This window comes from Streptomyces sp. ISL-94 (assembly GCF_018614075.1).
GTDB lineage: Bacteria > Actinomycetota > Actinomycetes > Streptomycetales > Streptomycetaceae > Streptomyces.
On the sequence record NZ_JAGGOZ010000122.1, the window covers coordinates 22,452 to 44,151 of the forward strand.

Below are 21,700 nucleotides of genomic sequence, written 5' to 3' on the forward strand. Positions count from 1 at the left end.
CGCCGGCGGGGTCACTCGTCGAAGCCCTGGGCCGCCCGCTCCTCGCGCAGCGCCATGATGGCCTGGCGCCGGGCCAGGCGGTGGGTGCGGCGGATCTGGGCCTCCTGGTAGCGCCGCTCGTCCCGTTCCGTCTCGGGGACGACGGGCGGGACCCGGCGGGGCTTGCCGTCGGCGTCCACGGCCGCGAAGACGAGGTAGGCGCTGCCGACCTGGGTGGCGGGGGTGGACTCGTTCCACCGCTCCGCGAGGACCCGTACGCCGATCTCCATGGAGGAGCGGCCCGTCCAGTTGCACTGGGCCTTCACGTGCACGAGGTCGCCGACCCGTACGGGGGCGAGGAAGGCCATCTCGTCCATGGACGCCGTGACCGCCGGACCGCCGGAGTGGCGGCCGGCCACGGCGCCGGCCGCGTCGTCCACCAGCTTCATGATCACTCCGCCGTGCACCGTGCCCAGGAGGTTGGTGTCGTTGGCGGTCATGATGTGGCTGAGGGTGGTCCGGGAGGCCGACACCGGCTTCCCGGCCGGCGCGTCCGCTATCTCTGTCATACGGCCACCTTAGATGCGCAAGGCAGGCATCAGCTTCGCAACAGCCGCGGTACGGAACCTGCCCCGGGCTGTCGGACGACACGCCCGGCCAGGCATCCTTGGGCGCATGAATGAATGGCCGGCAGGGTGGAACGGCGACCGCGAGGACCGCGGCCGCCGCGACGACGGGTACGGGCGCGGCAGCGCGCAGGCGCAGCCCGAGGGCGCGCAGCGGATGCGGCACGTGCAGCGGCAGCAGCCGCCGCGGCCCCCGCAGCAGCCCGCACGGCCGACGCAGCCCCAGGGGCCCCCGCGCCCGGCGAGGCCGTCCGTGCCCCCGCAGCAGGCGCAGAGCCCCGGCACCTACGGCGGCTACGACAGCGGCTACAGCACCGGCCATGTCTACGGTTCGCCCGCGGGCGGCGCTCCGGGCAAGCCCGGTGGGCCCGGGCAGCCCCCGTCGGGGCCCGGCCGGCCCGGGCGGGCACCCGGTCCCGTGCCGGACTGGCGCAAGCGGATCAAGATCGGCTCGATCGTCCTGGTCTCCGCGCTGCTGGTGACCACGGTCTCCACCTACTTCTGGGCCGACTCCAAGGTGCGCCGCGAGGTGGACCTCTCCAAGGTCATCGAGCGCCCGAAGGAGGGCGACTGCACGACGTACCTGATCGTGGGCTCCGACAGCCGCGAGGGCATGTCCGACGAGGAGAAGAAGAAGCTCCACACGGGCTCGGCCGAGGGCAAGCGGACCGACTCGATGATGATCCTGGCCAAGTGCTCCAGCGGGAACACCATGATCTCGCTGCCGCGCGACTCGGAGGTGGAGATCCCCTCCTTCGTCGGCTCCCAGTCGGGCAAGAAGTTCCCGGCGCAGGGGCGGCGGGTCAAGCTCAACGCGGCGTACGCGGAGGACGGCCCCGAGCTGCTCGTGCGCACGGTGGAGCACAACACCGGGCTGCGCATCGACCACTACGCGGAGATCGGCTTCGCCGGCTTCGCGAACATCGTGGACGCGCTGGGCGGGGTGGAGCTGGACATCGAGCAGGGCTTCAAGGACGAGAAGTCCGGGGCCGACTTCAAGGCGGGCAAGCAGACGCTGAACGGCGAGCAGTCGCTGGCCTTCGTACGGACCCGCTACGCCTTCGCGGAGTCGGACCTCCAGCGGACCAAGAACCAGCAGAAGTTCCTGTCGGCGCTGGCCAGTCAGGCGGCCACCCCCTCGACGGTCCTCAACCCGTTCGAGCTGTACCCGCTGCTGGGCGCGGGCCTGGACACGCTCATCGTGGACAAGGACATGGGCCTGTGGGACATGGGCCAGATGTTCTTCGCGATGAAGGGCGTCAACGGCGGTGACGGCGTCTCGATGAACATGCCGATCTCCGGCCAGCACGCCGGAAACCTCGTCTGGGACAAGGCGAAGGTGCAGCAGCTGGTGAAGCAGATCCAGAACGACGAGAAGGTCACCGTCAGCGGAAACTGACGGCGGCGCCGGCCCTCCTGACCCCGGGCGGGGTCAGGAGGGCTTTCAGGCGTCCGGGGAGAAGCGGATCGCGGCGGCGGGGAGCTCGGCCCCGCACCACACCCGGGCGCCCGCGCGCAGTTCGTTGTCGGCACCCACGACCGCGCCGTCGCCGATCACCGCGCCGTCCAGGACCGTACGGGCGCCCACCGAGGCGCGGGCGCCGACCAGGCTGGCGCTCACCTGCGCGTCCGGGCCGATGACGGCGCCGTCGAGGACGATGGAGCCCTGGACGACCGCTCCGGCCTCGATCCGGGCTCCGGCGCCCACGACGGTGCCCCCCGACAGCTTGGCCCCGGCCGCCACCTCTGCGCCGGGCAGCACCAGGGACTCCCCGCGGCGGCCGGGTACGGCCGGGGAGGAGACCACGCCGCGGACCAGGTCGGCGGAGGCCTGGATGATGGACTCGGGCCGGCCGAGGTCCATCCAGTAGGTGTTCTCGGTGACCCCGTGCAGCCTGGCCCCGGCGGCGAGCAGGCCGGGGAAGGTCTCGCGCTCGACGGAGACCGGGCGGCCGGCCGGGATGGAGTCGATCACGCTGCGGCGGAAGACGTAGCAGCCGGCGTTGATCTGGTCGGTGATGATCTCCTCGGGCGTCTGCGGCTTCTCGGTGAAGGCCAGCACCCGCCCCTCGGAGTCGGTGGGGACCAGACCGAAGGCGCGCGGGTCCTCGACCTGCACCAGGTGCAGGGAGACATCGGCGTCGGCGGTCCGGTGGGATGCGACGAGACCGGCGATGTCCAGGCCGGTGAGGATGTCCCCGTTGAAGACGAGGACGGAGGAGTCCGGGCCGCCGGTCAGCCGCTGCGCGGCGTTGCGGATGGCTCCGCCGGTGCCCAGCGGCTCCTCCTCGACCACGTACTCGAGGCGCAGGCCGAAGTCGGATCCGTCGCCGAAGTAGGGCTCGAAGACCTCGGCGAGGTAGCAGGTGGCCATCACGATGTGGGTGACACCGGCGGCGGCGGCCCTGGCTATCTGGTGGGCGAGGAACGGGACGCCTGCCGTCGGGACCATCGGCTTGGGCGTGTTCACCGTCACCGGACGCAGCCGCGTCCCCTGTCCGCCGACCAGCAGGATCGCTTCCGTCATTGCGTTCTCCCCAACCGATTCGGCGTACGAAGGTCCAAATTTAGCCCATGCGCAGGACGCCCCGAGGCCGTGCCGAACGGGCGGGAGGCGATCAGGATGCGAACGGATTGGCGTGGCCAGGCAGCTGCTGCCCGGGCGCCAGGAAGCGCTGCCTGCCCACCTCGTCGCGTACCGGGACGAACCCGGCATCCGTCAGCCGCCGGGCGATCCGCTGCCGCCGGACGGTACCCAGCCGGAAGGCGCCGCCCAGGAACACCGCGAGGGCGGCGCCGCCGAACAGGGCCCCCAGCGGCATCCCGGCGATGAGCAGGACCAGGACGAGGACCGCGCAGTATCCCCAGGCGATCGCCTGCTGCCGCTTGTCGGCGGCCTGCGCCATGGCGTCGTACATGATCCGGTCCTTCAGCCGGGCCACGGCCTCCTGCGCCTCGGGCAGCGGCTTCAGCGCCCCCTGCCGCATCCCCGGCACCGTCCCGCCGTGGCCCGCCTGCGGGTGGGCGGCGAGGGTGGCCGACTCCCGGACCCGCGCCTCGGGGCTCGGGTCGCGGTACATCCGGACCAGGACGAGCGCCTTCTTGTGTCCCGCCCGGCGCGCTTCGCCGTACGCGAAGCCGTACTGCTCCGCGACGTGGGCCAGGGCCGCCACCCGGCCGACCGTCTGCTCGGGTCCGATCTCGATGACGTCCTGGCGGGCGATCTGCCGGAGCATCCCCGATATCTGGCTGTCTACGGACAACTTGTTTCCCTGCCCCAACCTCGCGCCGACAACTGACCGGCGCACAGCCTAACCACGCCGCACGGGGCACCCGAACGACCACCGAACGGAGCTGAGGGCCTTCGCGTTCACGCAGGTCAGGGCCCCGCCACTACGGCAGGTTGCGCGCCATGGCGATGCACTGGACCTGGTTCGCGCCCTCGCCGTTCCGGGTGATCTTGGCATCGCGCATCATGCGCTCGACCGGGTAGTCGAGGGTGCAGCGATGGCCGCCGAGGAGCTGGACGGCGTCCGTGGTGACGGGCGGCATCCGCATCAGCTGCCCCTGACCTCCCGTCACCTCACCGGGCCCGGCTCCGCCCCGCGGAGCCGGGCCCGCCGACATTCGGTGGACATGACAGCGCGTCGACTGGAATGATCTCGACCTCCCCCCCTCCCCTGAGTGAAGGTCAGAGATGCCGACGTCCCCCCCATCCCGTTTCCGGCACGCCAGTTGGGCCGCCATGCTCGCCGCGGCGGTGCTCCTGGTCCCCGTGCTCGGCGCCCCCGCGCAGGCCGCTCCCGGCGACGCGGCAACCGCGTCTTCGTTCAATCTCAAGTCCGGACCGGATCTGAGCGGCCACGTGGCCGACCTGAAGGCCGCCCTGCCGGTGCAGGGCGTTCAGAACCTGCTCGAGCAGGCCAACCGGACAGCGAAGACGGGCGCTTCCTGCACCACCGACCCGTTCGGCACCGGCGACAACGGCACCGTGCTGGCCCCCGCCGAGAAGTTCTGCTGGGACCCGGGCGACTCCACCACCGAGGAATGGATACCCCAGGGCATCACCGGCGTCTCGGACGCACAGGCCGACGAACTCTGGGGCTCCCGCAAGCCGTTGGTCACCGCCTGGTACGACAAGGTCGGCAGCAAGGGCGTGCGGCTGTCGTTCCTCGACCCGAAGACCGAGGTACCGGGCGACCCCGATGGCCGCCGGTACCGTCACGTCCTGCTGGTCGAGCCGTACTACAACTCGTACAACCACATCTCCTACAAGGCGATCGACGTCCACGCCGGCGGCATCGCCTGGTACAAGTACTACCTGTACGTCACGGACACCATGAACGGCCTGCGCGTCTTCGACATGCGCTCCATCCTGGACCTCAACCCGGACCAGAACGCCTCGGTGGACGACACCACGCTCGACGGCCTGAAGAGCAACGTCACGGACGAGACCAAGATCGGCCGGCAGAGCAACGTCTACTACAGCCACACGTACCGCTATGTGATGCCGCAGGTGGCCTCGTACAAGTTCGTCAGCGCCCAGGGCAACTCCTCGTCGGCGGCGACCTGCGTGGCGACCGGAGCCCCCAAGGCGTCCTACATCTCGATCGACCGCAGCAACACCGCCGCGCCGGCGCTGGTCATGGGCGAGTACTGCAACGTCGATTCCACGCACCCCGAGAAGGGCCGGGTCGGCGCCCTGCCCATCGACGACGCCACCGGGCTCCTGAAGATGGCCAACGGCGTGGTCAGCGCGACCGACGCGTACTACCTGCCGCGCGACCTCACCCAGGGCGCGGCGCGGTACAACGGTATGTACTACTTCAACCGCAGCTACCTCAACAACAGCGGCAGCCTGCGCCGGGCCACCGTCTCCGGCGGCCGCCTCGTGGACTACGGCGGCAACATCACCAATGCGGTCGGGCCCGAGGACCTCTCCTTCGAGCACGCCCAGAGCGCCGTCCCCGTGGGCACGGGTACCCAGTACCTCTGGTCGCTGACCGAGCACCGCATGGACACCACGGACCCGGGCTGCACCGACACCGGCTCCCCCTGCGGCCGCGTGATCTACGCCCACCGCGTGACGGACATCCTGGACCGGCCGTAGGGCGGATGGCCCACGAGCAGTCTCCGGCCGTCGGCCCCGGGCTCAGCGGGCTCGTGGCGACCCTGCCCCGCGAAGGGCACGTACGTCATCGGGCAGCCCGAACAGCGCAACGCGAATGGCCCCGGCAGCAGCCGGGGGCCATTCGCGTACGTGCGGGTCAGGCAGGGGTTACGGCAGGTTCCTCGCCATGACGATGCGCTGGACCTGGTTCGTGCCCTCGTAAATCTGCGCGCTTCACGGTACGCACCGCTCTGACCAGCGAAGACGCCCTCTAGAGAGGGGGTCTCCCCAGGATTCCCCCATGATCGCCAGCACGTCGCCCCAAGCCAGCCTGGGGCGACGTACGGGAACGCTCCCACCTAGGAGCCCCCGGCGCCTGCGAGGGCTCTCACCGTACCTCCCCCCTTCTCCAGCCCGTAGGGCCGCGCACGGGGCCGTCCGCCGAGTCGGTGAACGGGTCGGGTGTGACCTCACCGGTTTCCCGTTCTCTCAACTGTGATCCCTTGACCCCGTGGGCGCGGGGTCGCGAGCATCGAACGGGACACAACCGAAGACCTCACAGCAGGGGGACGGCATGGCAGTGACACGGCTGGTCGGGGAGTGCGAGAAGGGGACATGCGCCACGCTGTACCGCGTGGAGGAAACCGGAGACCTTCTGGTGCAGGGCTACGACGTGGCGGACGCGGGGGTCGTCGTCGGCATCGAGATCCCTGCGGGTGAGTCCGTGGTCCGCATCCCCGCCGAGATCATCGAGAGGTACGCGCGTGAGCATCTCGCCCGCTGAGTTCGAGAAGCTGTTCTCCAACTTCCGCCGGCAGGCTTTCCGGCTGGAGACACTGGACGACTACAGCGGATCATCTGACCCAGAGATGATCCGCGCATTCCTGGCCGGTGAGGACCAGCCTGATAACTACAACCAGGAATGGGCCGACGAGGTACGCGGCAATATTCAGGCTGGAAAGCGCATGTACCGCGTCCACATCCTCTCGCGTCCCATGACGGACTATCTCCGATTCGAGCTCGGATGGGGCTATCGCAAGAACGCAAAGGCCGGAGAAGAGTTCTTCATCCTGGACACCACAGACCAGCCGAACCCGCTGCAAGGGGTTCCGGACTTCTGGATGTTCGATGAATCATCCGTGGTCTCAATGAACTACGGAGAGGGCGGAAGGTTCCTGGGGGCCGAATCCCACTCCGCCGCTGCGGAATGGGTGGCTCTCCGTGACCTAGCCCTGAGTCACGCCGTACCATTCGCCGATTGGTGGGAGCAGTACGGGGAAGTGTGAACAGAACCGACCTGGGTAAAGCGCTGCGGGAATTGCGAGTAGCCAGCGGAAAGCAGGCAAAAGTGGTCGCCCGCAGCGCAGCCATGTCCCCAAGCAAACTGAGCAAGATTGAGAACGGGGCATTGCCTCCCTCCGTTCTCGATGTCGAACGCGTCCTGGAGGCCCTGGAGGTCTCCGCCGAGATAAAGGCCGAGCTAGCGGAGGTGGCCCGCAAGGTAGCCACAGAAGCCACGGCCTGGCGCATCTACCGGCGTACCGGCCTCTACAAGCACCAGGAAGAGATCCAGGCAGTCGAGGCCCAAACAACCCTACTCAGGGTGTTCCAGCCTTCATGTATTCCCGGTCTACTCCAGACCCCCGAATACGTCCGAGGGGTACAGCAGAGTTCGGAGCTGACCGACGATGCTCTAGAAAAGATGATCGGCGCACGCCTGCGCCGCCAGGAGGCACTCTATGACAGGGCGCGAACCTTTCGATTTCTGATTACCGAATCAGTGCTCAGGTGGCGACTTATTCCGGCCCCCATGATGGCCGCGCAGATAGACAAGCTCGTCACCATGTCGCGGATGCCGAACATCGAGATAGGCATTGTCCCGCTGAGTGAGCCCATGCCGGGGCTGCCCACATCGTCCTTTGTTCTCTTCGACAGCCGGCTCGCCATCATCGAGATCCCCCACGCTGAAATCACCACCACCGAAGTACGGGATATCGAGCTGTACGAAGACAAGTTTAACGCTTTTCACGCGGTCGCCCTTTCAGGTGACAATATGTGGGACCTCGCCGCGCGCATCCGGGACGACTTCTTGAGGGAACAGGAAACCAGCTAGAAACACACCCCGCACCCGGCCACCATTGGCTGTCGATTCCCGACGACGGCGGTGAAGGGGTGCGCAATGGCTACGCAGCAGGCGGACACGTACGAGTACGCGACCTACACGAAAGAGCGCGAGACGTGCCCGTCGTGCAGCATGCCCATCCCCCTTCACCAGCTCGCCCGGCGAGGGATGCTCGCCGGGAAGGACGGCCCACCCAGGGTTGCGTACTGGCACGCCCGGTGCGTCAAGGCGGACGGATCGCGCCGATGACCCGCTCAGTCATCCGGCACACCGAACACCGAATCATCAGGGACCCCGCGTCCACACCCACCGTGGTGGCGAGCTGCCTCTACGAGGGGTGTGGATGGTCGGCCGTGCCCGGCCCCGACGTGGCCGAGGTAGATCGGCAGTGCATGACCCACACGGGCCTGAACGGCGGTCACAGCCGCTTCATACGAGGGTTCGAGGACATCGCCCTTGTTCATCGGGTCGGGACGACCTGACACAGCCTCCCGCCCCCACCAGGGCGGGCAGAAAGGCAAGCCACAGCCGCAAGGGGGTGATCTGAGATGCGAGCCAACCCTGACCCCGGCAGCAAGTCCGGCGGTACCGGCGGGGACCAGTTCCCGCCCCCGCCTGCCGCCTGACCTTCACCCACGACAGAAGGAGTCTCGCTATGACGACGATGGTGGAATCACCTGTCACCTTACGGCGCGGTCGGGACCTTGTCAGTCCCGAACTGTTCGAGAAGGTCTCCGAGTTCTGCGCCGAGGAGTACGGGCACGAACTGTCCACGGCCCGAAGCATCGTGGACCAGGCCCTTGCCTTCCTGAAGGTCATGGGCGACGCTCGCGCGTTCGACATGACCCCGTCCCAGGTCGTTGACCCTGGGTGGCATTCGTTCGCGCTCCACACCCGCGCCTACGCGGCGTGGTGTCAGGAGCAGTTCGGCTACTTCCTGGACCACGAACCGAAGGCCACCGTCCGCACGCGTCCGCTGATCGGCTCGGTGGTCGACCGGGTCAAGGCCGCAGGCTTCTACGTCGACGAACGGCTGTGGGGCGCCGCGAAGGACTGCAACCCGCCCGCCTGCTGTGGTGACGGCGACGGCTGCTGATCCCTTCGAACGAAGTAGGACCCGGGCACGTCACAGGTACCCGGGTCCTACCCTGAGCAAAGGTACCGCCCATGGCATCTGACGAGGGTCTAACCGGGAGAAGCAGAGTCACCGTATTCGCCATGTTCGGCGTGGCCTTCGGGTATGCCACGCATCACCTGGACGAACGGCGAATCGGAGACGTGGCCATCATCGGCCCGCTAACCCCCGGAGTCGAATGGGGACGCCTATGGCAGATGGCCCGCAACTGCGGCCGGCCCACGGCCAGCGAAAACGAGTTGGTGCAATGGGTACTCACTCAAGCCACCCGGGCATTCGTGTGCGGCAGCGACCTCATCGCGCATTTCCCAGATCAGGGGTGGAAGCTGGAACCGGGCGGGAAGCGCGTCCGATTCGATACGACGTACGCCAACCGTGACCAGCTCTGGACAGGAAACCTGACCGTCGACGGGCTCACCCCAGACCAGGTAGCGGAGCAACCCACGATTTACACCGCCTAGCGCCTGCCTGGGGCTGAAACGCAGAGAATCCCCGCACCCTTTCGGGTGCGGGGATTTCCACTTGCAGTCGACCTAGCCCCGGACTTCGCAGGTCACCCGATCGTGAAGATCAACCGGTCGCGATCGGTCGCCATCGGATAGTTGACGCCGTGCGGTCTGTCACGGCTGGGCCAACGCGGCCGAGATCGGCCAACGATCTTGAGTTGAGGCGTTCCTAACGGGTGACCTGCGAAGTACGGGCCTAGCTTGCCGCAGCCTTCACAATCTGCACCGAGCCAGGCTCGGCGAGGGAAACGCCAGCCATACGCATGGTCAGCTTGAAGCCGACCTGATCCGAGGAGAAGCGAGCGTCCTTGCTCACCTTCACCTGAGCGTTTCGGCGAACGCCGACAACGATGCGGGAAGCGTCAGCAACCGCAACCGCAACCGCAACAGTCTTGGGTGCGAGGAAGCTGCTCACCAGAATGGGGCAGGAACAGCCCGGAACGGGCCTGGACGGACCGGAAGCCGACCGCCGCCCCCCGATCACCCGAGAGGGCGGCTGATCTGCGAAAACCCTGCTACGGAAGGTTCCTGGCCATGACGATGCGCTGGACCTGGTTCGTGCCTTCGTAAATCTGCGTGATTTTGGCGTCGCGCATCATGCGCTCCACCGGGTAGTCACGCGTGTAGCCGTACCCGCCGAGGAGCTGGACGGCGTCGGTGGTGACCTCCATGGCCACGTCGGAGGCGAAGCACTTGGCCGCGGCGCCGAAGAAGGTGAGGTCCTCCTTGCCGCCTCCGGCGGACACGCGCTCGGACTTGGCGGCCGCCGCATAGGTCAGCTGGCGGGCGGCCTCGATCTTCATGGCCATGTCCGCGAGCATGAACTGCACGCCCTGGAAGTCGCCGATCGGCTTGCCGAACTGCTTGCGCTCCTGGACGTAGCCCTTGGCGTAGTCCAGGGCGCCCTGGGCGATGCCGAGCGCCTGGGCCGCGATGGTGATGCGGGTGTGGTCCAGGGTCTTCATCGCGGTGGCGAAGCCGGTGCCCTCGGCGCCGATCATGCGGTCGGCCGGGATCCGGACGTTGTCGAGGTAGACCTCGCGCGTCGGGGAGCCCTTGATGCCGAGCTTCTTCTCGGGGGCGCCGAAGGAGACGCCCTCGTCCGACTTCTCGACGACGAAGGCGGAGATTCCCTTGGAGCGCATCGAAGGGTCGGTGACGGCCATGACCGTGTAGTACTCGGAGACGCCCGCGTTGGTGATCCAGCGCTTGACGCCGTTGAGCACCCAGAAGTCGCCGTCGCGCACGGCGCGGGTCTTCATGCCGGCCGCGTCGGAGCCCGCGTCGGGCTCGGAGAGCGCGTACGAGAACATCGCGTCGCCCTTGGCGAGCGGGCCGAGGTACTTGGCCTTGAGCTCTTCGGAGCCGGAGAGGATCACCGGGAGCGAGCCGAGCTTGTTGACCGCCGGGATGAGGGAGGAGGACGCGCAGACGCGGGCCACCTCCTCGATCACGATCACGGTGGCGAGGGCGTCGGCGCCCGCGCCGCCGTAGGTCTCGGGCACGTGGACGGCGTGCAGGTCGTTGGCGACCAGGGCGTCGAGGGCCTCCTGCGGGAAGCGGGACTCCTCGTCGACCGCGGCGGCGAACGGGAGGATCTTCGCCTCGCAGAGCGAGCGGACGGACTCGCGGAGCATGTCGTGCTCCTCGGCCGGGCGGTACAGGTCGAAGTCGGCAGAACCCGCCAAGATCTCTCACTCCCCAGGGTGATGCGTGATGCTAACTACCGTTAAGTAACCCAAGCTTAGTGGGCCGGTCACGGATGGCGATATGGGCGGCCTACGTGAGTTGCGTGACAGCGGTGGCCTCCTGGGGAGCGTCTTCGCTGGTGGGCCCGACTATGCTCAGTGGCCGCAAACGGCCCCGCACCTCTGGAGCACCCATGGCCCCCCTCAGGATCACTGTGATCGGCACCGGTTACCTCGGCGCTACGCACGCTGCGGCGATGGCGCAGCTCGGGTTCGAGGTGCTCGGGCTGGACGTGGTGCCGGAGAAGATCGAGATGCTGGCCTCGGGCCGGGTGCCGATGTACGAGCCCGGGCTGGAGGAGCTGCTGGGCAAGCACGTGGCCGGGCTGCCGGGGTCGACGGGGCGGCTGCGCTTCACGCACTCGTGGGAGGAGGTCGCGGACTTCGGCGACGTCCACTTCGTGTGCGTGAACACTCCGCAGAAGCACGGGGAGTACGCGTGCGACATGTCGTACGTCGACTCCGCGATCGAATCCCTGGCCCCGCACCTGACACGGCCGGTGCTCGTGGTCGGCAAGTCGACGGTGCCGGTGGGGTCGGCGGAGCGGCTGGCGGCGAAGCTCGTGGAGCTGGCCCCGGCGGGCGAGGGGGTGGAGCTGGCCTGGAACCCGGAGTTCCTGCGGGAGGGCTTCGCCGTGCAGGACACCCTGCACCCCGACCGGATCGTGATCGGCGTACAGGGCGAGCGCGGCGAGAAGCTGCTGCGCGAGGTGTACGAGACCCCCATGTCGGAGGGGACCCCGCTGGTGGTGACCGACTTCCCGACTGCGGAGCTGGTGAAGACCGCCGCCAATTCCTTCCTCGCCACCAAGATCTCGTTCATCAACGCGATGGCGGAGGTGTGCGAGGCCGCGGGCGGCGACGTGGTCAAGCTGGCCGAGGCCATCGGCTACGACGAGCGGATCGGCGCGAAGTTCCTTCGGGCCGGCATCGGCTTCGGCGGCGGCTGCCTGCCGAAGGACATCCGGGCGTTCATGGCGCGGGCCGGCGAGCTGGGCGCCGACCAGGCGCTGACCTTCCTGCGGGAGGTCGACTCGATCAACATGCGGCGCCGCGGGCACATGGTGGAGCTGGCCCGGGAGGCGGTGGGCGGGTCCTTCCTGGGCAAGCGGGTGGCGGTGCTCGGCGCCACTTTCAAGCCGGATTCGGACGATGTCCGCGACTCCCCCGCCCTGAACGTGGCCGGGCAGATCCACCTCCAGGGCGGGCAGGTCACCGTCTACGACCCCAAGGGCATGGACAACGCGCGGCGCGTCTTCCCGACGCTGGGGTACGCGGGCTCCGCGGTGGAGGCCGTCCGGGGTGCGGAGGTCGTCCTCCACCTCACGGAGTGGCGCGAGTTCCGCGACCTTGATCCGGCCGAGCTGGGCGGGGTGGTGACGGACCGCCTCATTTTGGACGGCCGCAATGCGCTTGATCCGGTGCGGTGGCGGGGGGCGGGCTGGACCTATCGGGCGATGGGGCGCCCGAGGGCCTGACCCGCTGGGAGTCCCCCGGACGGAGTCTGGGGCAGGGTGCCGCGCCGCTTCCCGGGGCTCCGCCCCGGACCCCGCGCCCCACACGCCGGCGGGGCTGGAAATGCCCGGCGTCGGCGCCGGGCGTGGGAGGCGCCCCCGGCGCAGCGGCGCGTCACGTGGCGTCGGGGCGGCGGTGGTGGGCGGCTCGCGAGGTGAATTCCACGTCTCGCAGGACGCGCTGGGCGTTGCCCCAGGTGAGGAGGGCGATGTCGGACTCCGGCCAGCCGCGTTCCAGGAGTTCCGCGATCAGGTGCGGGTAGCCGGAGGGGTCGGTCAGGCCTGCCGGGCGGGGGTGGCGGGGTTCGGTGCCGAAGGCGGCGCCGAGACCGACGCACTCGGGGCCCGCGACCGCGCGGACGTGGTCGAGGTGGTCGGCCACCGCGTGCAGGGAGTCCCCGGTGCGCGCGGTGTCGAAGGTGATCATCGCCAGGCCGTTGGCGGCCCGCAGTTCCAGCAGGACCTTGTCGGTCACGTTCCCCGGATACGGGTTCAGCGCCGCCGCGGCCGTGTTGGAGATGACCACCGGTGACTTGGAGGCGGCCGCGAGCTGGCAGGCCGCCGCCGGCGGGCAGCCGGTGAGGTCCAGCAGGATCGCCAGCCGGTTGGCCTCCTTGACCACCTCGTGGCCGAAGGCCGTCAGGCCCTCCTGGGCCCAGGGCGCTCCCGCCGGCGCGAGGAGCCGTACGCCCAGGGCGTGGAAGGCGTGCAGCGCGCTCAGGGAGTCGGTCAGCGTGCGGCCGGGCACCGGGCCGAGGAACGAGGCGATCCGGCCGCGGTTGCGGGCGTCCGCCATATCGTCGGCGGAGAGCGCCAGGCGCAGGTTGTCGGGGTAGCGACGCATCAGGGCGAGCGCCACGTCGATCTGCTCCAGGGTGCCGGAGAGCAGCTGGTCGGCGGCCTCGGGCTCGGGCGGCGGGGTCAGCAGGGACCAGAACTGGGCCCCGACCCCTCCGGCGCGCAGCCGCGGGATGTCGGTGTCGACTCCGCTGTCACCCGGCTTGTCGATGTCGTGGTAGGGGCTCTGGCGCAGCGTCCAGACGAGGGTGTTGCACCCGTCCGCGACGGGATGCTCGGACAGCAGCACGGCGGCCCGGTCGAGGGCGCCGGTCACCACCGCGGGTGTGGGAAGGTCTTCTGCTCCGATGCCCACTGAGTGGGGTTCATCCTGCAGGTCGGCCATGGCGTTCGCTCCGGTCTCGGCGGCAGCAGGGAGAGATGGTGCCACCGTGACACGGGGGGCGCCCGGGTCGCCCGGCGGATGCGGCGTTCGGGTGAAACCCGCAGGTCACACCCGGTCGCCGCAACCGCCGTTACGCGCCCTCAAACGGGCTGGATCACCGCGTTCGACGGGCCGCGGGAGGCCGACAGGTCCCGGGCCACCGCTTCCGCGTCGCGCAGCGCCCGTACCGCGTTGGACCAGGTCAGCTTGGCCAGGTCGGTCTTCGACCAGCCGCGCGCCAGCAGCTCGGCGATCAGGTTCGGGTAGCCCGCCACGTCGTCCAGCCCGGAGGGGGTGAAGGCCGTGCCGTCGTAGTCCCCGCCGATGCCGATGTGGTCGACGCCGGCCACCTCGCGCATGTGGTCGAGGTGGTCGGCCACCGTCGCCGCCGTGGCGACCGGGCGCGGGCGCTCCGCCTCGAACGCCCGGTGCAGGGCCATCGCCTCGGGCGTGGTGTCCAGGTGGTGGAGGCCGTGCGCCCGCAGGTTCTCGTCCGCGGCCAGCGTCCACTCGACGGCCGCCGGGAGGATGAACTTCGGTACGAAGGTGGCCATCGCCACCCCGCCGTTGGCCGGGAGCTGCGCGAGCACGTCGTCCGGGATGTTGCGCGGGTGGTCGCAGACCGCGCGCGCCGAGGAGTGCGAGAAGACCACCGGCGCAGCCGAGACGGCGAGCGCGTCGCGCATCGTCGTCGCGGCGACGTGGGAGAGGTCCACCAGCATGCCGACGCGGTTCATCTCGCGGACGACCTCGCGGCCGAAGTCCGTGAGGCCGCCGTGCCGGGGCTCGTCGGTCGCCGAGTCCGCCCAGTCGAGGGTGTCGTTGTGCGTGAGCGTCATGTACCGCACGCCCAGCTGGTGCAGGGCGCGCAGGGTGGCGAGCGAGTTGTTGATGGAGTGGCCGCCCTCGGCGCCCATCAGGGAGGCGATCCGGCCCTCGGCGCGGGCCGCCTCCATGTCGTCCGCCGTCAGCGCGCGTACCAGGTCGGCGGGGTAACGGCCGATCAGCTGGTCGACGGCGTCCACCTGTTCCAGGGTGGCGCTGACGGCCTCGTCGCCGGTGAGCTCGGTGCTCACGTACACCGACCAGAACTGCGCGCCGACGCCGCCGGCCCGCAGTCGCGGGATGTCGGTGTGCAGGTACGCCGACTGGTCGCCGGCGATGTCCCGCTGGTCCAGGTCGTAGCGGACCTGCTTGCGCAGCGCCCAGGGCAGGTCGTTGTGGCCGTCCACGACGGGGTGCTCGGCCAGCAGCTCGCGCGCCTCGGCCAGGCGCTGCGCGGCGCTCACTTGCCGAATCCGAAGGACTCCGCGCCCGCGACCTTCGTACGCAGCCGCTTGCCCTTCTCGGTCGCCTGGTCGTTCAGCTCCTGCTGGAACTCGCGCATGCGGGCCAGCAGCTCGGTGTCGTGCGCGGCCAGCATCCGTACGGCCAGCAGCCCGGCGTTGCGCGCCCCGGCGACCGAGACGGTGGCGACGGGAACTCCGGCGGGCATCTGGACGATCGACAGCAGCGAGTCCATGCCGTCGAGGTACTTCAGCGGCACCGGGACGCCGATGACCGGCAGCGGGGTGACCGAGGCGAGCATGCCGGGCAGGTGGGCGGCGCCGCCCGCGCCCGCGATGATCGCCTTGAGGCCGCGTCCGGCGGCTTCCTCCCCGTACGCGACCATCTCGCGCGGCATCCGGTGCGCGGAGACGACGTCGACCTCGTAGGGGATCTCGAACTCGTCCAGGGCCTGGGCGGCGGCCTCCATGACCGGCCAGTCCGAGTCGGAGCCCATGACAATGCCGATGACGGGGCCTGCTGGGGAGGTGCTCATTGCGTGACCGTTCCTCTGAGGTAGTCGGCAGCGTGGCGTGCGCGCTCCAGCACATCGTCCAGGTCGTCGCCGTAGGTGTTGACGTGGCCGACCTTGCGGCCCTGTTTCACGTCCTTGCCGTACATGTGGATCTTCAGCTGGGGGTCGTGCGCCATGCAGTGCAGGTACGCCGTGTACATGTCGGGGTAGTCCCCGCCCAGTACGTTCGCCATGACCGTCCACTTGGCGCGGGGGCGCGGGTCGCCCAGCGGGAGGTCCAGGACCGCGCGCACGTGGTTGGCGAACTGGGAGGTGATCGCCCCGTCCTGGGTCCAGTGGCCGCTGTTGTGCGGGCGCATGGCCAGTTCGTTGACGAGGATGCGGCCGTCGGTGGTCTCGAACAGCTCCACGGCCAGGTGGCCGGTCACGCCGAGTTCCCGGGCGATGCGCAGGGCGAGGGTCTGGGCCTCGCCCGCCAGGGCCTCCGAGAGGTTCGGGGCGGGGGCGATCACCGTGTCGCAGACCCCGTCCACCTGGCGGGACTCGACGACGGGGTAGGCCACCGCCTGGCCGTGCGGGGAGCGGACGATGTTGGCCGCGAGTTCGCGGACGTAGTCCACCTTCTCTTCGGCGAGGACGGGGACACCGGCCCGGAAGGGCGCGTCCGCGTCCTCGGGGGTGCGGACGAACCACACGCCCTTGCCGTCGTACCCGCCGCGCACCGTCTTGAGGATGACCGGGAAGCCGCCCACCTCGTCCGCGAAGGCCGCCACGTCCGCCGGATCGCGCACGATCCGGTGGCGGGGGCTCGGCGCGCCGATCTCGTCGAGCTTGGCGCGCATCACCCCCTTGTCCTGGGCGTGCACCAACGCGTCGGGCCCCGGGCGGACGGGGATGCCGTCCGCTTCCAGGGCCCTGAGGTGTTCGGTGGGTACGTGCTCGTGATCGAAGGTGATCACGTCGCAGCCGCGCGCGAAAGCGCGCAGCGTCTCCAGGTCGCGATAGTCGCCGATGACGACGTCGCTCACGACCTGGGCCGCCGAGTCCTGTGGGGTGTCACTGAGGATCTTGAATTTGATGCCGAGGGGGATACCCGCCTCGTGGGTCATGCGGGCGAGCTGTCCGCCGCCGACCATGCCGACTACCGGGAACGTCACTCCTCCAGGATATCCGGCGGTATTCCGCCATCCGGACGCGGGCTCTGGCGCGGACCGGTCGGCCGGCCCCGGGTCCGGGCCGGCCACGGCCTGGTGTGCCGTGTGTCGCACGGTGCCGGAAGGCGCAGACGGACCCCAGGGGCGACACTTACGATGGGTGGGTTGACCTCGAACACCGGACGCCCCGCGCGGGGCGGTGACCGACGGGACTGAACCATCTGATGAGCACGCCGGGGAACGGATCTGTCCTCGAACGCGCCCGCGGTCTCGTCCGCGAGGTCGCGAAGTTCGGGGCGGTCGGCGGCCTGGGTGTCCTGGTCAACCTGGGTGTCTTCAACCTGATCCGGAACACCACCGACCTCCAGGTGGTGCGTGCGAGCGTGATAGCCACCGTCGTGGCCATCGCCACCAACTACATCGGCTTCCGCTACTTCGCCTACCGGGACCGCGCCAAGAGCGGCCGCACCCGCGAGCTGGTCCTGTTCGCCGCCTTCAGCGCGATCGGCCTGGTCATCGAGAACGGCGTGCTGTACACGGCCACCTACGGCTTCGGCTGGGACGGCCCGGTCGCCACCAACGTCTTCAAGTTCATCGGCATCGGCACCGCCACCGTCTTCCGCTTCTGGTCGTACCGGACGTGGGTCTTCAAGGCCCTGCCCGCGGCTGCCCCGGCCTCCGCTGCCGAGCCGGTGCCCGAGCCGGCCCCCCTGCCGAAGCCGGAGCGCAGGCCCGAGCCGGTCCCCGCGCCCGAGCCGGAGCCCGCGAACAACTAGCGGGCGGGCTCAGCGGACGGTGGCCTCCGGCTCGGCCCGCTCCGGCGCCGTCCGGCTGAGGAAGAGGGCGAAGACCGGCGGCTGCGCCTGGAGCAGCTCCAGGCGCCCGCCGTCCGCCTCCGCCAGGTCCCGGGCGACCGCGAGGCCGATCCCGGTGGAGTTGCGGCCGCTGATGGCCCGCTCGAAGATCCGGTTCCCGAGGTCCGGCGGGACCCCCGGGCCCTCGTCCGTGACCTCCAGCACCGCCTGGTTGCCGACCACCCGGGTGCGCAGCGCGACCGTGCCGCCCCCGTGCATCAGGGCGTTCTCCACCAGCGTCGCCAGGACCTGCGAGACCGCCCCCGGGGTGCCGAAGGCCCGTACGCCCAGCTTCCCGGAGCGCACGATGGCCCGGCCGGCGCTGCGGTAGGCGGGCCGCCACTCCTCCACCTGCTGCTTGACGACCTCGTCGAGGTCGAAGGGGACCGCGGAGCCCGTCCGCGGGTCCCGCGAGTTCGTGAGCAGCCGTTCCACCACGTCCGTGAGCCGCTCCACCTGGGTGAGCGCGATCGTCGCCTCCTCCCGTACGGTCTCCAGGTCCTCGGTGACCGTGATCTCCTCCAGCCGCATCGACAGTGCGGTGAGCGGGGTGCGCAGCTGGTGCGAGGCGTCCGCGGCGAGGCGCCGCTCGGCGGTGAGCATCCGGCCGATCCGCTCGGCGCTGGAGTCCAGTACGTCCGCGACCCGGTCCAGCTCGGGGACCCCGTACCGCTTGTGCCGGGGCCGCGGGTCGCCCGATCCCAGCCGCTCCGCGGTCTCGGCGAGGTCGGTGAGCGGGGAGGCCAGCCGGTTCGCCTGCCGTACGGCGAGCAGGACGGCCGCCACGACGGCCAGCAGGGCCACGGCGCCGACGACCGCCAGGGTCCGCCCGACCTCCTTGGTCACGGTGGAGCGGGGCTCCTCGACGACCACGACCTCGCCCTGCTCGCCGCGTGCGGTGCCCCGGATGACGCTGCCGGGGATCCGGTCGCCCACCTCGACGGTGGGCTGCCCCGGGATGGTGATCCGGGCGTAGCGGCCGGTTTCGAGCTGCTCGGCGAGCGCGTCGGGGTCGACGGGCTTCTTCTCCAGGACGTTCGACTCGACGATGCCCACCACGCGCAGCGCCTCGGATCCGACCCGGTCCTGGGCGCTGCTGGTGATGGTCCGGGTCTCCACGATGACCAGGGAGATCCCGAAGACGGCGATCACGACGAGGACCACGGCGAGGGTGGAGTTGATCAGGCGGCGGCGCATGGCGAGGGGGAGGTCAGCTCTTCTCGAAGCGGAAGCCGACGCCCCGGACGGTGGCGATGTACCGGGGGTTGGCGGCGTCGTCGCCCAGCTTCTTGCGCAGCCAGGAGATGTGCATGTCGAGGGTCTTGGTGGAGGACCACCAGGTGGTGTCCCAGACCTCCCGCATCAGCTGGTCGCGGGTGACGACGCGGCCGGCGTCGCGGACCAGGACCCGCAGCAGGTCGAATTCCTTGGCCGTGAGCTGGAGCTCCTCCTCCCCCATCCAGGCGCGGTGCGACTCGACGTCGATGCGCACGCCGTGGGTGGCGGGGGGCTGGCTGGCCTCGGTGGCGCCGCGCCGGAGCAGGGCCCGGACGCGGGCCAGCAGCTCGGCGAGGCGGAAGGGCTTGGTCACGTAGTCGTCGGCGCCGGCGTCCAGGCCGACGACCGTGTCGACCTCGTCCGCGCGGGCGGTGAGGACCAGGATCGGGAAGCCGTGGCCCTCGGCTCGCAGCCGGCGGGCGACTTCCAGACCGTCCATGCCCGGCAGGCCCAGGTCCAGGACGACGAGGTCGACGCCGCCCTGCAGTCCGGCGTCCAGGGCGGTGGGGCCGTCCTCCCGGACCTCGACCTCGTAGCCCTCCCGGCGCAGGGCGCGGGCCAGGGGTTCCGAGATGGATGCGTCGTCCTCGGCGAGCAGTACACGCGTCATGTGGGTGATGGTAGTCCGCAGGAGGTGGATCGAGAGCCCTGCCTGCAGACCCCTGCCTATCTGCGCTTATGACCTATCAACCACCTTCGAATATGGTCTGGCGGTTCCCGCGACGCCTGTGATCCATATCTCAAGTCCATTCATATGCCGCCGTGTCGTGTCGTATGGTGGCGAGACGCCTGATGCACTACCTCAGGGACCTTTGTGCCGAAAAGCGCGCCAAGGGTCTCTACTTCTGTCCTGACCGGACCGGACAGTCCTGAGGGACTGGCCTGCCGGGCTTGATGACAGTGAATGACCTGTGGGCCGGGCCCGCCGCGCGATGGTGCGCGGCCGGGCGTGGATCCCGGTGACGGATGTTCCTTCGCTCCCCGCACAAGGGGGGCGGACCCCCGGGCGTGGGGCAGGGCCTCTGTTGCCGGTGCCGGCCACCCCCCACCGGGCGCTGATGAGCTCACGAAGCCAGGCGTCCCGAGCAAGCAAGGATCGACCATGGCTTCCAGCCTGACGGAGGGTTCTGCGGCGTCCGCCGAGAAGACCTTCTTCGGCCACCCCCGTGGCCTGGCCACTCTGTTCATGACCGAGATGTGGGAGCGTTTCTCCTACTACGGCATGCGCGCACTTCTGGTCTACTACCTGGTCTCGGGCGGCGCCGACGCCGCCACGGGCAGCCAGGGCGGCGGCCTGGCGATGACGGCGGCCACGACCACGGCGATCTACTCCGTGTACGTGTCGATGGTCTACCTCATGGCCATGCCCGGCGGCTGGTTCGGCGACCGTGTCTGGGGCGCCCGCAAGACGGTCGCCATCGCCGGTTTCGTGATCATGGCCGGCCACCTGTCGCTGGCCCTTCCCGGCCAGGCGATGTTCTTCGTCGGTCTGATCCTCGTCGCCGCCGGCTCCGGTCTGCTGAAGGCCAACATCTCGACGATGGTCGGCCACCTCTACGACGGCCCGGAGGACCCGCGCCGCGACGGTGGCTTCACCCTCTTCTACATCGGCATCAACCTCGGCGCCTTCGTCGCCCCGCTCGTCGTCGGAACGGTCGGCAAGGAGCACAACTGGCACCTGGGCTTCGCCCTGGCCGCCGTCGGCATGGGCCTGGGCCTGACCCAGTTCCTGCTCGGCACCAAGCACCTGAGCCCGAAGAGCAGCCTGGTCCCGAACCCGCTGACGCCGGAGGAGCGCAAGGCCGTCCTCACCAAGGCCGTCTTCGCCGTTCTGGGCATCGCCGTCTTCTACGGTGCCGTGGTCGCCCTCGGCGCCTACACCCTGAACTGGGCCCTGGTCCCGCTGACGCTGGCCGGCCTGATCATCCCGATCGCCGTGCTGACGCGCATCAAGCGCGACAAGGACCTGTCGGGCGCCGAGCAGTCGAAGATGACCGCGTACATCTGGTTCTTCATCGCCGCCGCCGTCTTCTGGATGATCTACGACCAGGGTGGCTCCACGCTGTCCCTGTTCGCCGACGACAAGACCGCGAGCACCGTCTTCGGCCTCGGCTTCTCGGCCACCTGGTACCAGTCGCTGAACCCGCTGTTCGTGATGGCCCTGGCCCCGGTCTTCGCCTGGCTGTGGCTGTGGCTGGCCCGCAAGAACCAGGAGCCGAACACCATCGTGAAGTTCGCGATGGGCCTGGTCCTGATCGGCGCCTCGTTCTTCGTCTTCATCGTCCCGATGAACATGGCGGGCGGCGACGCCAAGGTCTCCCCGATGTGGCTGGTCTCGATCTACATGATCCAGACCATCGGTGAGCTGTGCGTCTCCCCGGTCGGCCTCTCCGTCACCACGAAGATGGCCCCGCAGAAGTACGCCTCCCAGATGATGGGCGTCTGGTTCCTCGCGGTCACCGCCGGTGACTGCATCACCAGCCTGCTCTCCATCGCCGGTGTGGACCTGAACGGCCTCGGCGTGATCGCCCTGCAGGCGGCCGCCGCCGCCCTGGCCGGCTTCGCGGTCTACTCGTACCGCAAGAAGGTCCAGGGCCTCATGGGTGGCGTCCACTGACGCACCCCGCCCACGGGCAGTAAGAAATAGACGG

The 21,700-nt window shown here is 69.6% G+C and carries 22 protein-coding genes and 1 pseudogene; 11 read left to right on the plus strand and 12 right to left on the minus strand.

The features are described from left to right. Nucleotides 1-11: 11 nt before the first annotated feature. Complete coding sequence (locus J7E94_RS31415; protein ID WP_215020217.1) at nucleotides 12-548, minus strand: acyl-CoA thioesterase; 537 nt, start codon at nucleotides 546-548, stop codon at nucleotides 12-14. Between the two features lie 106 nt (nucleotides 549-654). On the opposite strand from J7E94_RS31415, the gene J7E94_RS31420 reads away from it, so the two are divergent. Then, entirely contained in the window at nucleotides 655-2,004 is a 1,350-nt protein-coding gene (locus J7E94_RS31420; protein WP_215020218.1) for an LCP family protein, read from the plus strand. Nucleotides 2,005-2,049: 45 nt separating this feature from the next. On the opposite strand, the gene J7E94_RS31425 is transcribed toward J7E94_RS31420, so the two are convergent. The 3 genes and pseudogenes from J7E94_RS31425 to J7E94_RS35140 all read right to left on the minus strand — a co-directional run. After that, entirely contained in the window at nucleotides 2,050-3,132 is a 1,083-nt protein-coding gene (locus J7E94_RS31425) for an NDP-sugar synthase (RefSeq protein WP_215020219.1), read from the minus strand. 91 nt (nucleotides 3,133-3,223) lie between these two features. Continuing rightward, nucleotides 3,224-3,868: a hypothetical protein gene (locus J7E94_RS31430; RefSeq protein WP_215020220.1), complete on the minus strand. Its 645-nt coding sequence runs from the start codon at nucleotides 3,866-3,868 to the stop codon at nucleotides 3,224-3,226. Between the two features lie 130 nt (nucleotides 3,869-3,998). Continuing rightward, a pseudogene (locus J7E94_RS35140) lies at nucleotides 3,999-4,148 on the minus strand (acyl-CoA dehydrogenase family protein); the annotation flags it as partial. A gap of 154 nt (nucleotides 4,149-4,302) precedes the next feature. Here J7E94_RS35140 and J7E94_RS31440 point away from each other — a divergent pair. From J7E94_RS31440 to J7E94_RS31470, 7 genes are all read left to right on the plus strand, one after another. Continuing rightward, a complete protein-coding gene (locus J7E94_RS31440) occupies nucleotides 4,303-5,715 on the plus strand; it encodes a hypothetical protein (RefSeq protein WP_215020251.1) in 1,413 nt (470 codons plus the stop codon). Nucleotides 5,716-6,289: 574 nt separating this feature from the next. Further along, nucleotides 6,290-6,499: a hypothetical protein gene (locus J7E94_RS31445; RefSeq protein WP_251057507.1), complete on the plus strand. Its 210-nt coding sequence runs from the start codon at nucleotides 6,290-6,292 to the stop codon at nucleotides 6,497-6,499. Next, entirely contained in the window at nucleotides 6,480-7,001 is a 522-nt protein-coding gene (locus J7E94_RS31450) for a DUF6879 family protein (RefSeq protein WP_215020222.1), read from the plus strand. The genes J7E94_RS31445 and J7E94_RS31450 overlap by 20 nt, the downstream gene beginning before the upstream one ends. Then, a complete protein-coding gene (locus tag J7E94_RS31455) occupies nucleotides 6,998-7,828 on the plus strand; it encodes a helix-turn-helix transcriptional regulator (RefSeq protein ID WP_215020223.1) in 831 nt (276 codons plus the stop codon). The genes J7E94_RS31450 and J7E94_RS31455 overlap by 4 nt, the downstream gene beginning before the upstream one ends. Nucleotides 7,829-7,894: 66 nt before the next feature. Then, nucleotides 7,895-8,086 carry a hypothetical protein gene (locus J7E94_RS31460; protein ID WP_215020224.1) on the plus strand — a complete coding sequence of 64 codons (192 nt, stop codon included), beginning with the start codon at nucleotides 7,895-7,897 and terminating at the stop codon, nucleotides 8,084-8,086. Nucleotides 8,087-8,492: 406 nt separating this feature from the next. After that, nucleotides 8,493-8,933 carry a hypothetical protein gene (locus tag J7E94_RS31465; RefSeq protein ID WP_251057508.1) on the plus strand — a complete coding sequence of 147 codons (441 nt, stop codon included), beginning with the start codon at nucleotides 8,493-8,495 and terminating at the stop codon, nucleotides 8,931-8,933. A 71-nt stretch (nucleotides 8,934-9,004) separates the two neighbouring features. Then, nucleotides 9,005-9,433, plus strand: a complete 429-nt coding sequence (locus J7E94_RS31470; protein ID WP_215020225.1) for a hypothetical protein — start codon at nucleotides 9,005-9,007, stop codon at nucleotides 9,431-9,433. Between the two features lie 241 nt (nucleotides 9,434-9,674). On the opposite strand, the gene J7E94_RS31475 is transcribed toward J7E94_RS31470, so the two are convergent. Both J7E94_RS31475 and J7E94_RS31480 read right to left on the minus strand, forming a co-directional pair. Then, nucleotides 9,675-9,893, minus strand: a complete 219-nt coding sequence (locus J7E94_RS31475) for a phage major capsid protein (protein WP_215020226.1) — start codon at nucleotides 9,891-9,893, stop codon at nucleotides 9,675-9,677. A gap of 100 nt (nucleotides 9,894-9,993) precedes the next feature. Further along, the gene (locus J7E94_RS31480) at nucleotides 9,994-11,166 is read right to left on the minus strand and encodes an acyl-CoA dehydrogenase family protein (protein ID WP_215020227.1); all 1,173 of its coding nucleotides are present in this window, start codon (nucleotides 11,164-11,166) and stop codon (nucleotides 9,994-9,996) included. Between the two features lie 194 nt (nucleotides 11,167-11,360). Here J7E94_RS31480 and J7E94_RS31485 point away from each other — a divergent pair, with 194 nt between their 5' ends. Next, on the plus strand, nucleotides 11,361-12,704 hold the full coding sequence (locus tag J7E94_RS31485) for a UDP-glucose/GDP-mannose dehydrogenase family protein (protein ID WP_215020228.1): 1,344 nt from the start codon (nucleotides 11,361-11,363) through the stop codon (nucleotides 12,702-12,704). Between the two features lie 151 nt (nucleotides 12,705-12,855). On the opposite strand, the gene J7E94_RS31490 is transcribed toward J7E94_RS31485, so the two are convergent. The 4 genes from J7E94_RS31490 to J7E94_RS31505 form a co-directional block, all read right to left on the minus strand. Beyond that, a complete protein-coding gene (locus tag J7E94_RS31490; protein ID WP_215020229.1) occupies nucleotides 12,856-13,923 on the minus strand; it encodes a membrane dipeptidase in 1,068 nt (355 codons plus the stop codon). 140 nt (nucleotides 13,924-14,063) lie between these two features. Further along, nucleotides 14,064-15,251, minus strand: coding sequence for a dipeptidase (locus J7E94_RS31495; RefSeq protein WP_215020230.1), 1,188 nt, complete (start codon nucleotides 15,249-15,251; stop codon nucleotides 14,064-14,066). After that, complete coding sequence (gene purE / locus J7E94_RS31500; RefSeq protein ID WP_215020231.1) at nucleotides 15,248-15,784, minus strand: 5-(carboxyamino)imidazole ribonucleotide mutase; 537 nt, start codon at nucleotides 15,782-15,784, stop codon at nucleotides 15,248-15,250. The genes J7E94_RS31495 and purE overlap by 4 nt, the downstream gene beginning before the upstream one ends. After that, nucleotides 15,781-16,899 (minus strand): 5-(carboxyamino)imidazole ribonucleotide synthase, encoded by a 1,119-nt coding sequence (locus J7E94_RS31505; RefSeq protein ID WP_251057518.1) that lies wholly within the window; start codon nucleotides 16,897-16,899, stop codon nucleotides 15,781-15,783. Before J7E94_RS31505 ends, purE begins: the two co-directional genes overlap by 4 nt. A gap of 242 nt (nucleotides 16,900-17,141) precedes the next feature. Between J7E94_RS31505 and J7E94_RS31510 the strand changes: the two genes are divergently transcribed. After that, the gene (locus J7E94_RS31510) at nucleotides 17,142-17,693 is read left to right on the plus strand and encodes a GtrA family protein (protein ID WP_215020233.1); all 552 of its coding nucleotides are present in this window, start codon (nucleotides 17,142-17,144) and stop codon (nucleotides 17,691-17,693) included. Between the two features lie 9 nt (nucleotides 17,694-17,702). On the opposite strand, the gene J7E94_RS31515 is transcribed toward J7E94_RS31510, so the two are convergent. Both J7E94_RS31515 and J7E94_RS31520 read right to left on the minus strand, forming a co-directional pair. Next, entirely contained in the window at nucleotides 17,703-18,968 is a 1,266-nt protein-coding gene (locus J7E94_RS31515; RefSeq protein ID WP_215020234.1) for an ATP-binding protein, read from the minus strand. 13 nt (nucleotides 18,969-18,981) lie between these two features. After that, complete coding sequence (locus J7E94_RS31520) at nucleotides 18,982-19,659, minus strand: response regulator transcription factor (RefSeq protein WP_053681251.1); 678 nt, start codon at nucleotides 19,657-19,659, stop codon at nucleotides 18,982-18,984. 492 nt (nucleotides 19,660-20,151) lie between these two features. Between J7E94_RS31520 and J7E94_RS31525 the strand changes: the two genes are divergently transcribed. After that, nucleotides 20,152-21,666: a peptide MFS transporter gene (locus J7E94_RS31525; RefSeq protein WP_215020235.1), complete on the plus strand. Its 1,515-nt coding sequence runs from the start codon at nucleotides 20,152-20,154 to the stop codon at nucleotides 21,664-21,666. The last annotated feature ends 34 nt before the right edge of the window (nucleotides 21,667-21,700 follow it).

Bases quoted from the DNA above. Each gene is read 5' to 3' on its own strand.
- J7E94_RS31465 (WP_251057508.1), top strand. From the start codon at position 8,493: ATGACGACGATGGTGGAATCACCTGTCACCTTACGGCGCGGTCGGGAC.
- J7E94_RS31525 (WP_215020235.1), top strand. From the start codon at position 20,152: ATGGCTTCCAGCCTGACGGAGGGTTCTGCGGCGTCCGCCGAGAAGACC.
- purE (WP_215020231.1), bottom strand. From the start codon at position 15,784: ATGAGCACCTCCCCAGCAGGCCCCGTCATCGGCATTGTCATGGGCTCC.
- J7E94_RS31415 (WP_215020217.1), bottom strand. From the start codon at position 548: ATGACAGAGATAGCGGACGCGCCGGCCGGGAAGCCGGTGTCGGCCTCC.
- J7E94_RS31505 (WP_251057518.1), bottom strand. From the start codon at position 16,899: ATGGTCGGCGGCGGACAGCTCGCCCGCATGACCCACGAGGCGGGTATC.
- J7E94_RS31460 (WP_215020224.1), top strand. From the start codon at position 7,895: ATGGCTACGCAGCAGGCGGACACGTACGAGTACGCGACCTACACGAAA.
- J7E94_RS31510 (WP_215020233.1), top strand. From the start codon at position 17,142: ATGAGCACGCCGGGGAACGGATCTGTCCTCGAACGCGCCCGCGGTCTC.
- J7E94_RS31445 (WP_251057507.1), top strand. From the start codon at position 6,290: ATGGCAGTGACACGGCTGGTCGGGGAGTGCGAGAAGGGGACATGCGCC.
- J7E94_RS31440 (WP_215020251.1), top strand. From the start codon at position 4,303: ATGCCGACGTCCCCCCCATCCCGTTTCCGGCACGCCAGTTGGGCCGCC.
- J7E94_RS31425 (WP_215020219.1), bottom strand. From the start codon at position 3,132: ATGACGGAAGCGATCCTGCTGGTCGGCGGACAGGGGACGCGGCTGCGT.
- J7E94_RS31420 (WP_215020218.1), top strand. From the start codon at position 655: ATGAATGAATGGCCGGCAGGGTGGAACGGCGACCGCGAGGACCGCGGC.
- J7E94_RS31490 (WP_215020229.1), bottom strand. From the start codon at position 13,923: ATGGCCGACCTGCAGGATGAACCCCACTCAGTGGGCATCGGAGCAGAA.
- J7E94_RS31515 (WP_215020234.1), bottom strand. From the start codon at position 18,968: ATGCGCCGCCGCCTGATCAACTCCACCCTCGCCGTGGTCCTCGTCGTG.
- J7E94_RS31470 (WP_215020225.1), top strand. From the start codon at position 9,005: ATGGCATCTGACGAGGGTCTAACCGGGAGAAGCAGAGTCACCGTATTC.
- J7E94_RS31520 (WP_053681251.1), bottom strand. From the start codon at position 19,659: ATGACGCGTGTACTGCTCGCCGAGGACGACGCATCCATCTCGGAACCC.
- J7E94_RS31485 (WP_215020228.1), top strand. From the start codon at position 11,361: ATGGCCCCCCTCAGGATCACTGTGATCGGCACCGGTTACCTCGGCGCT.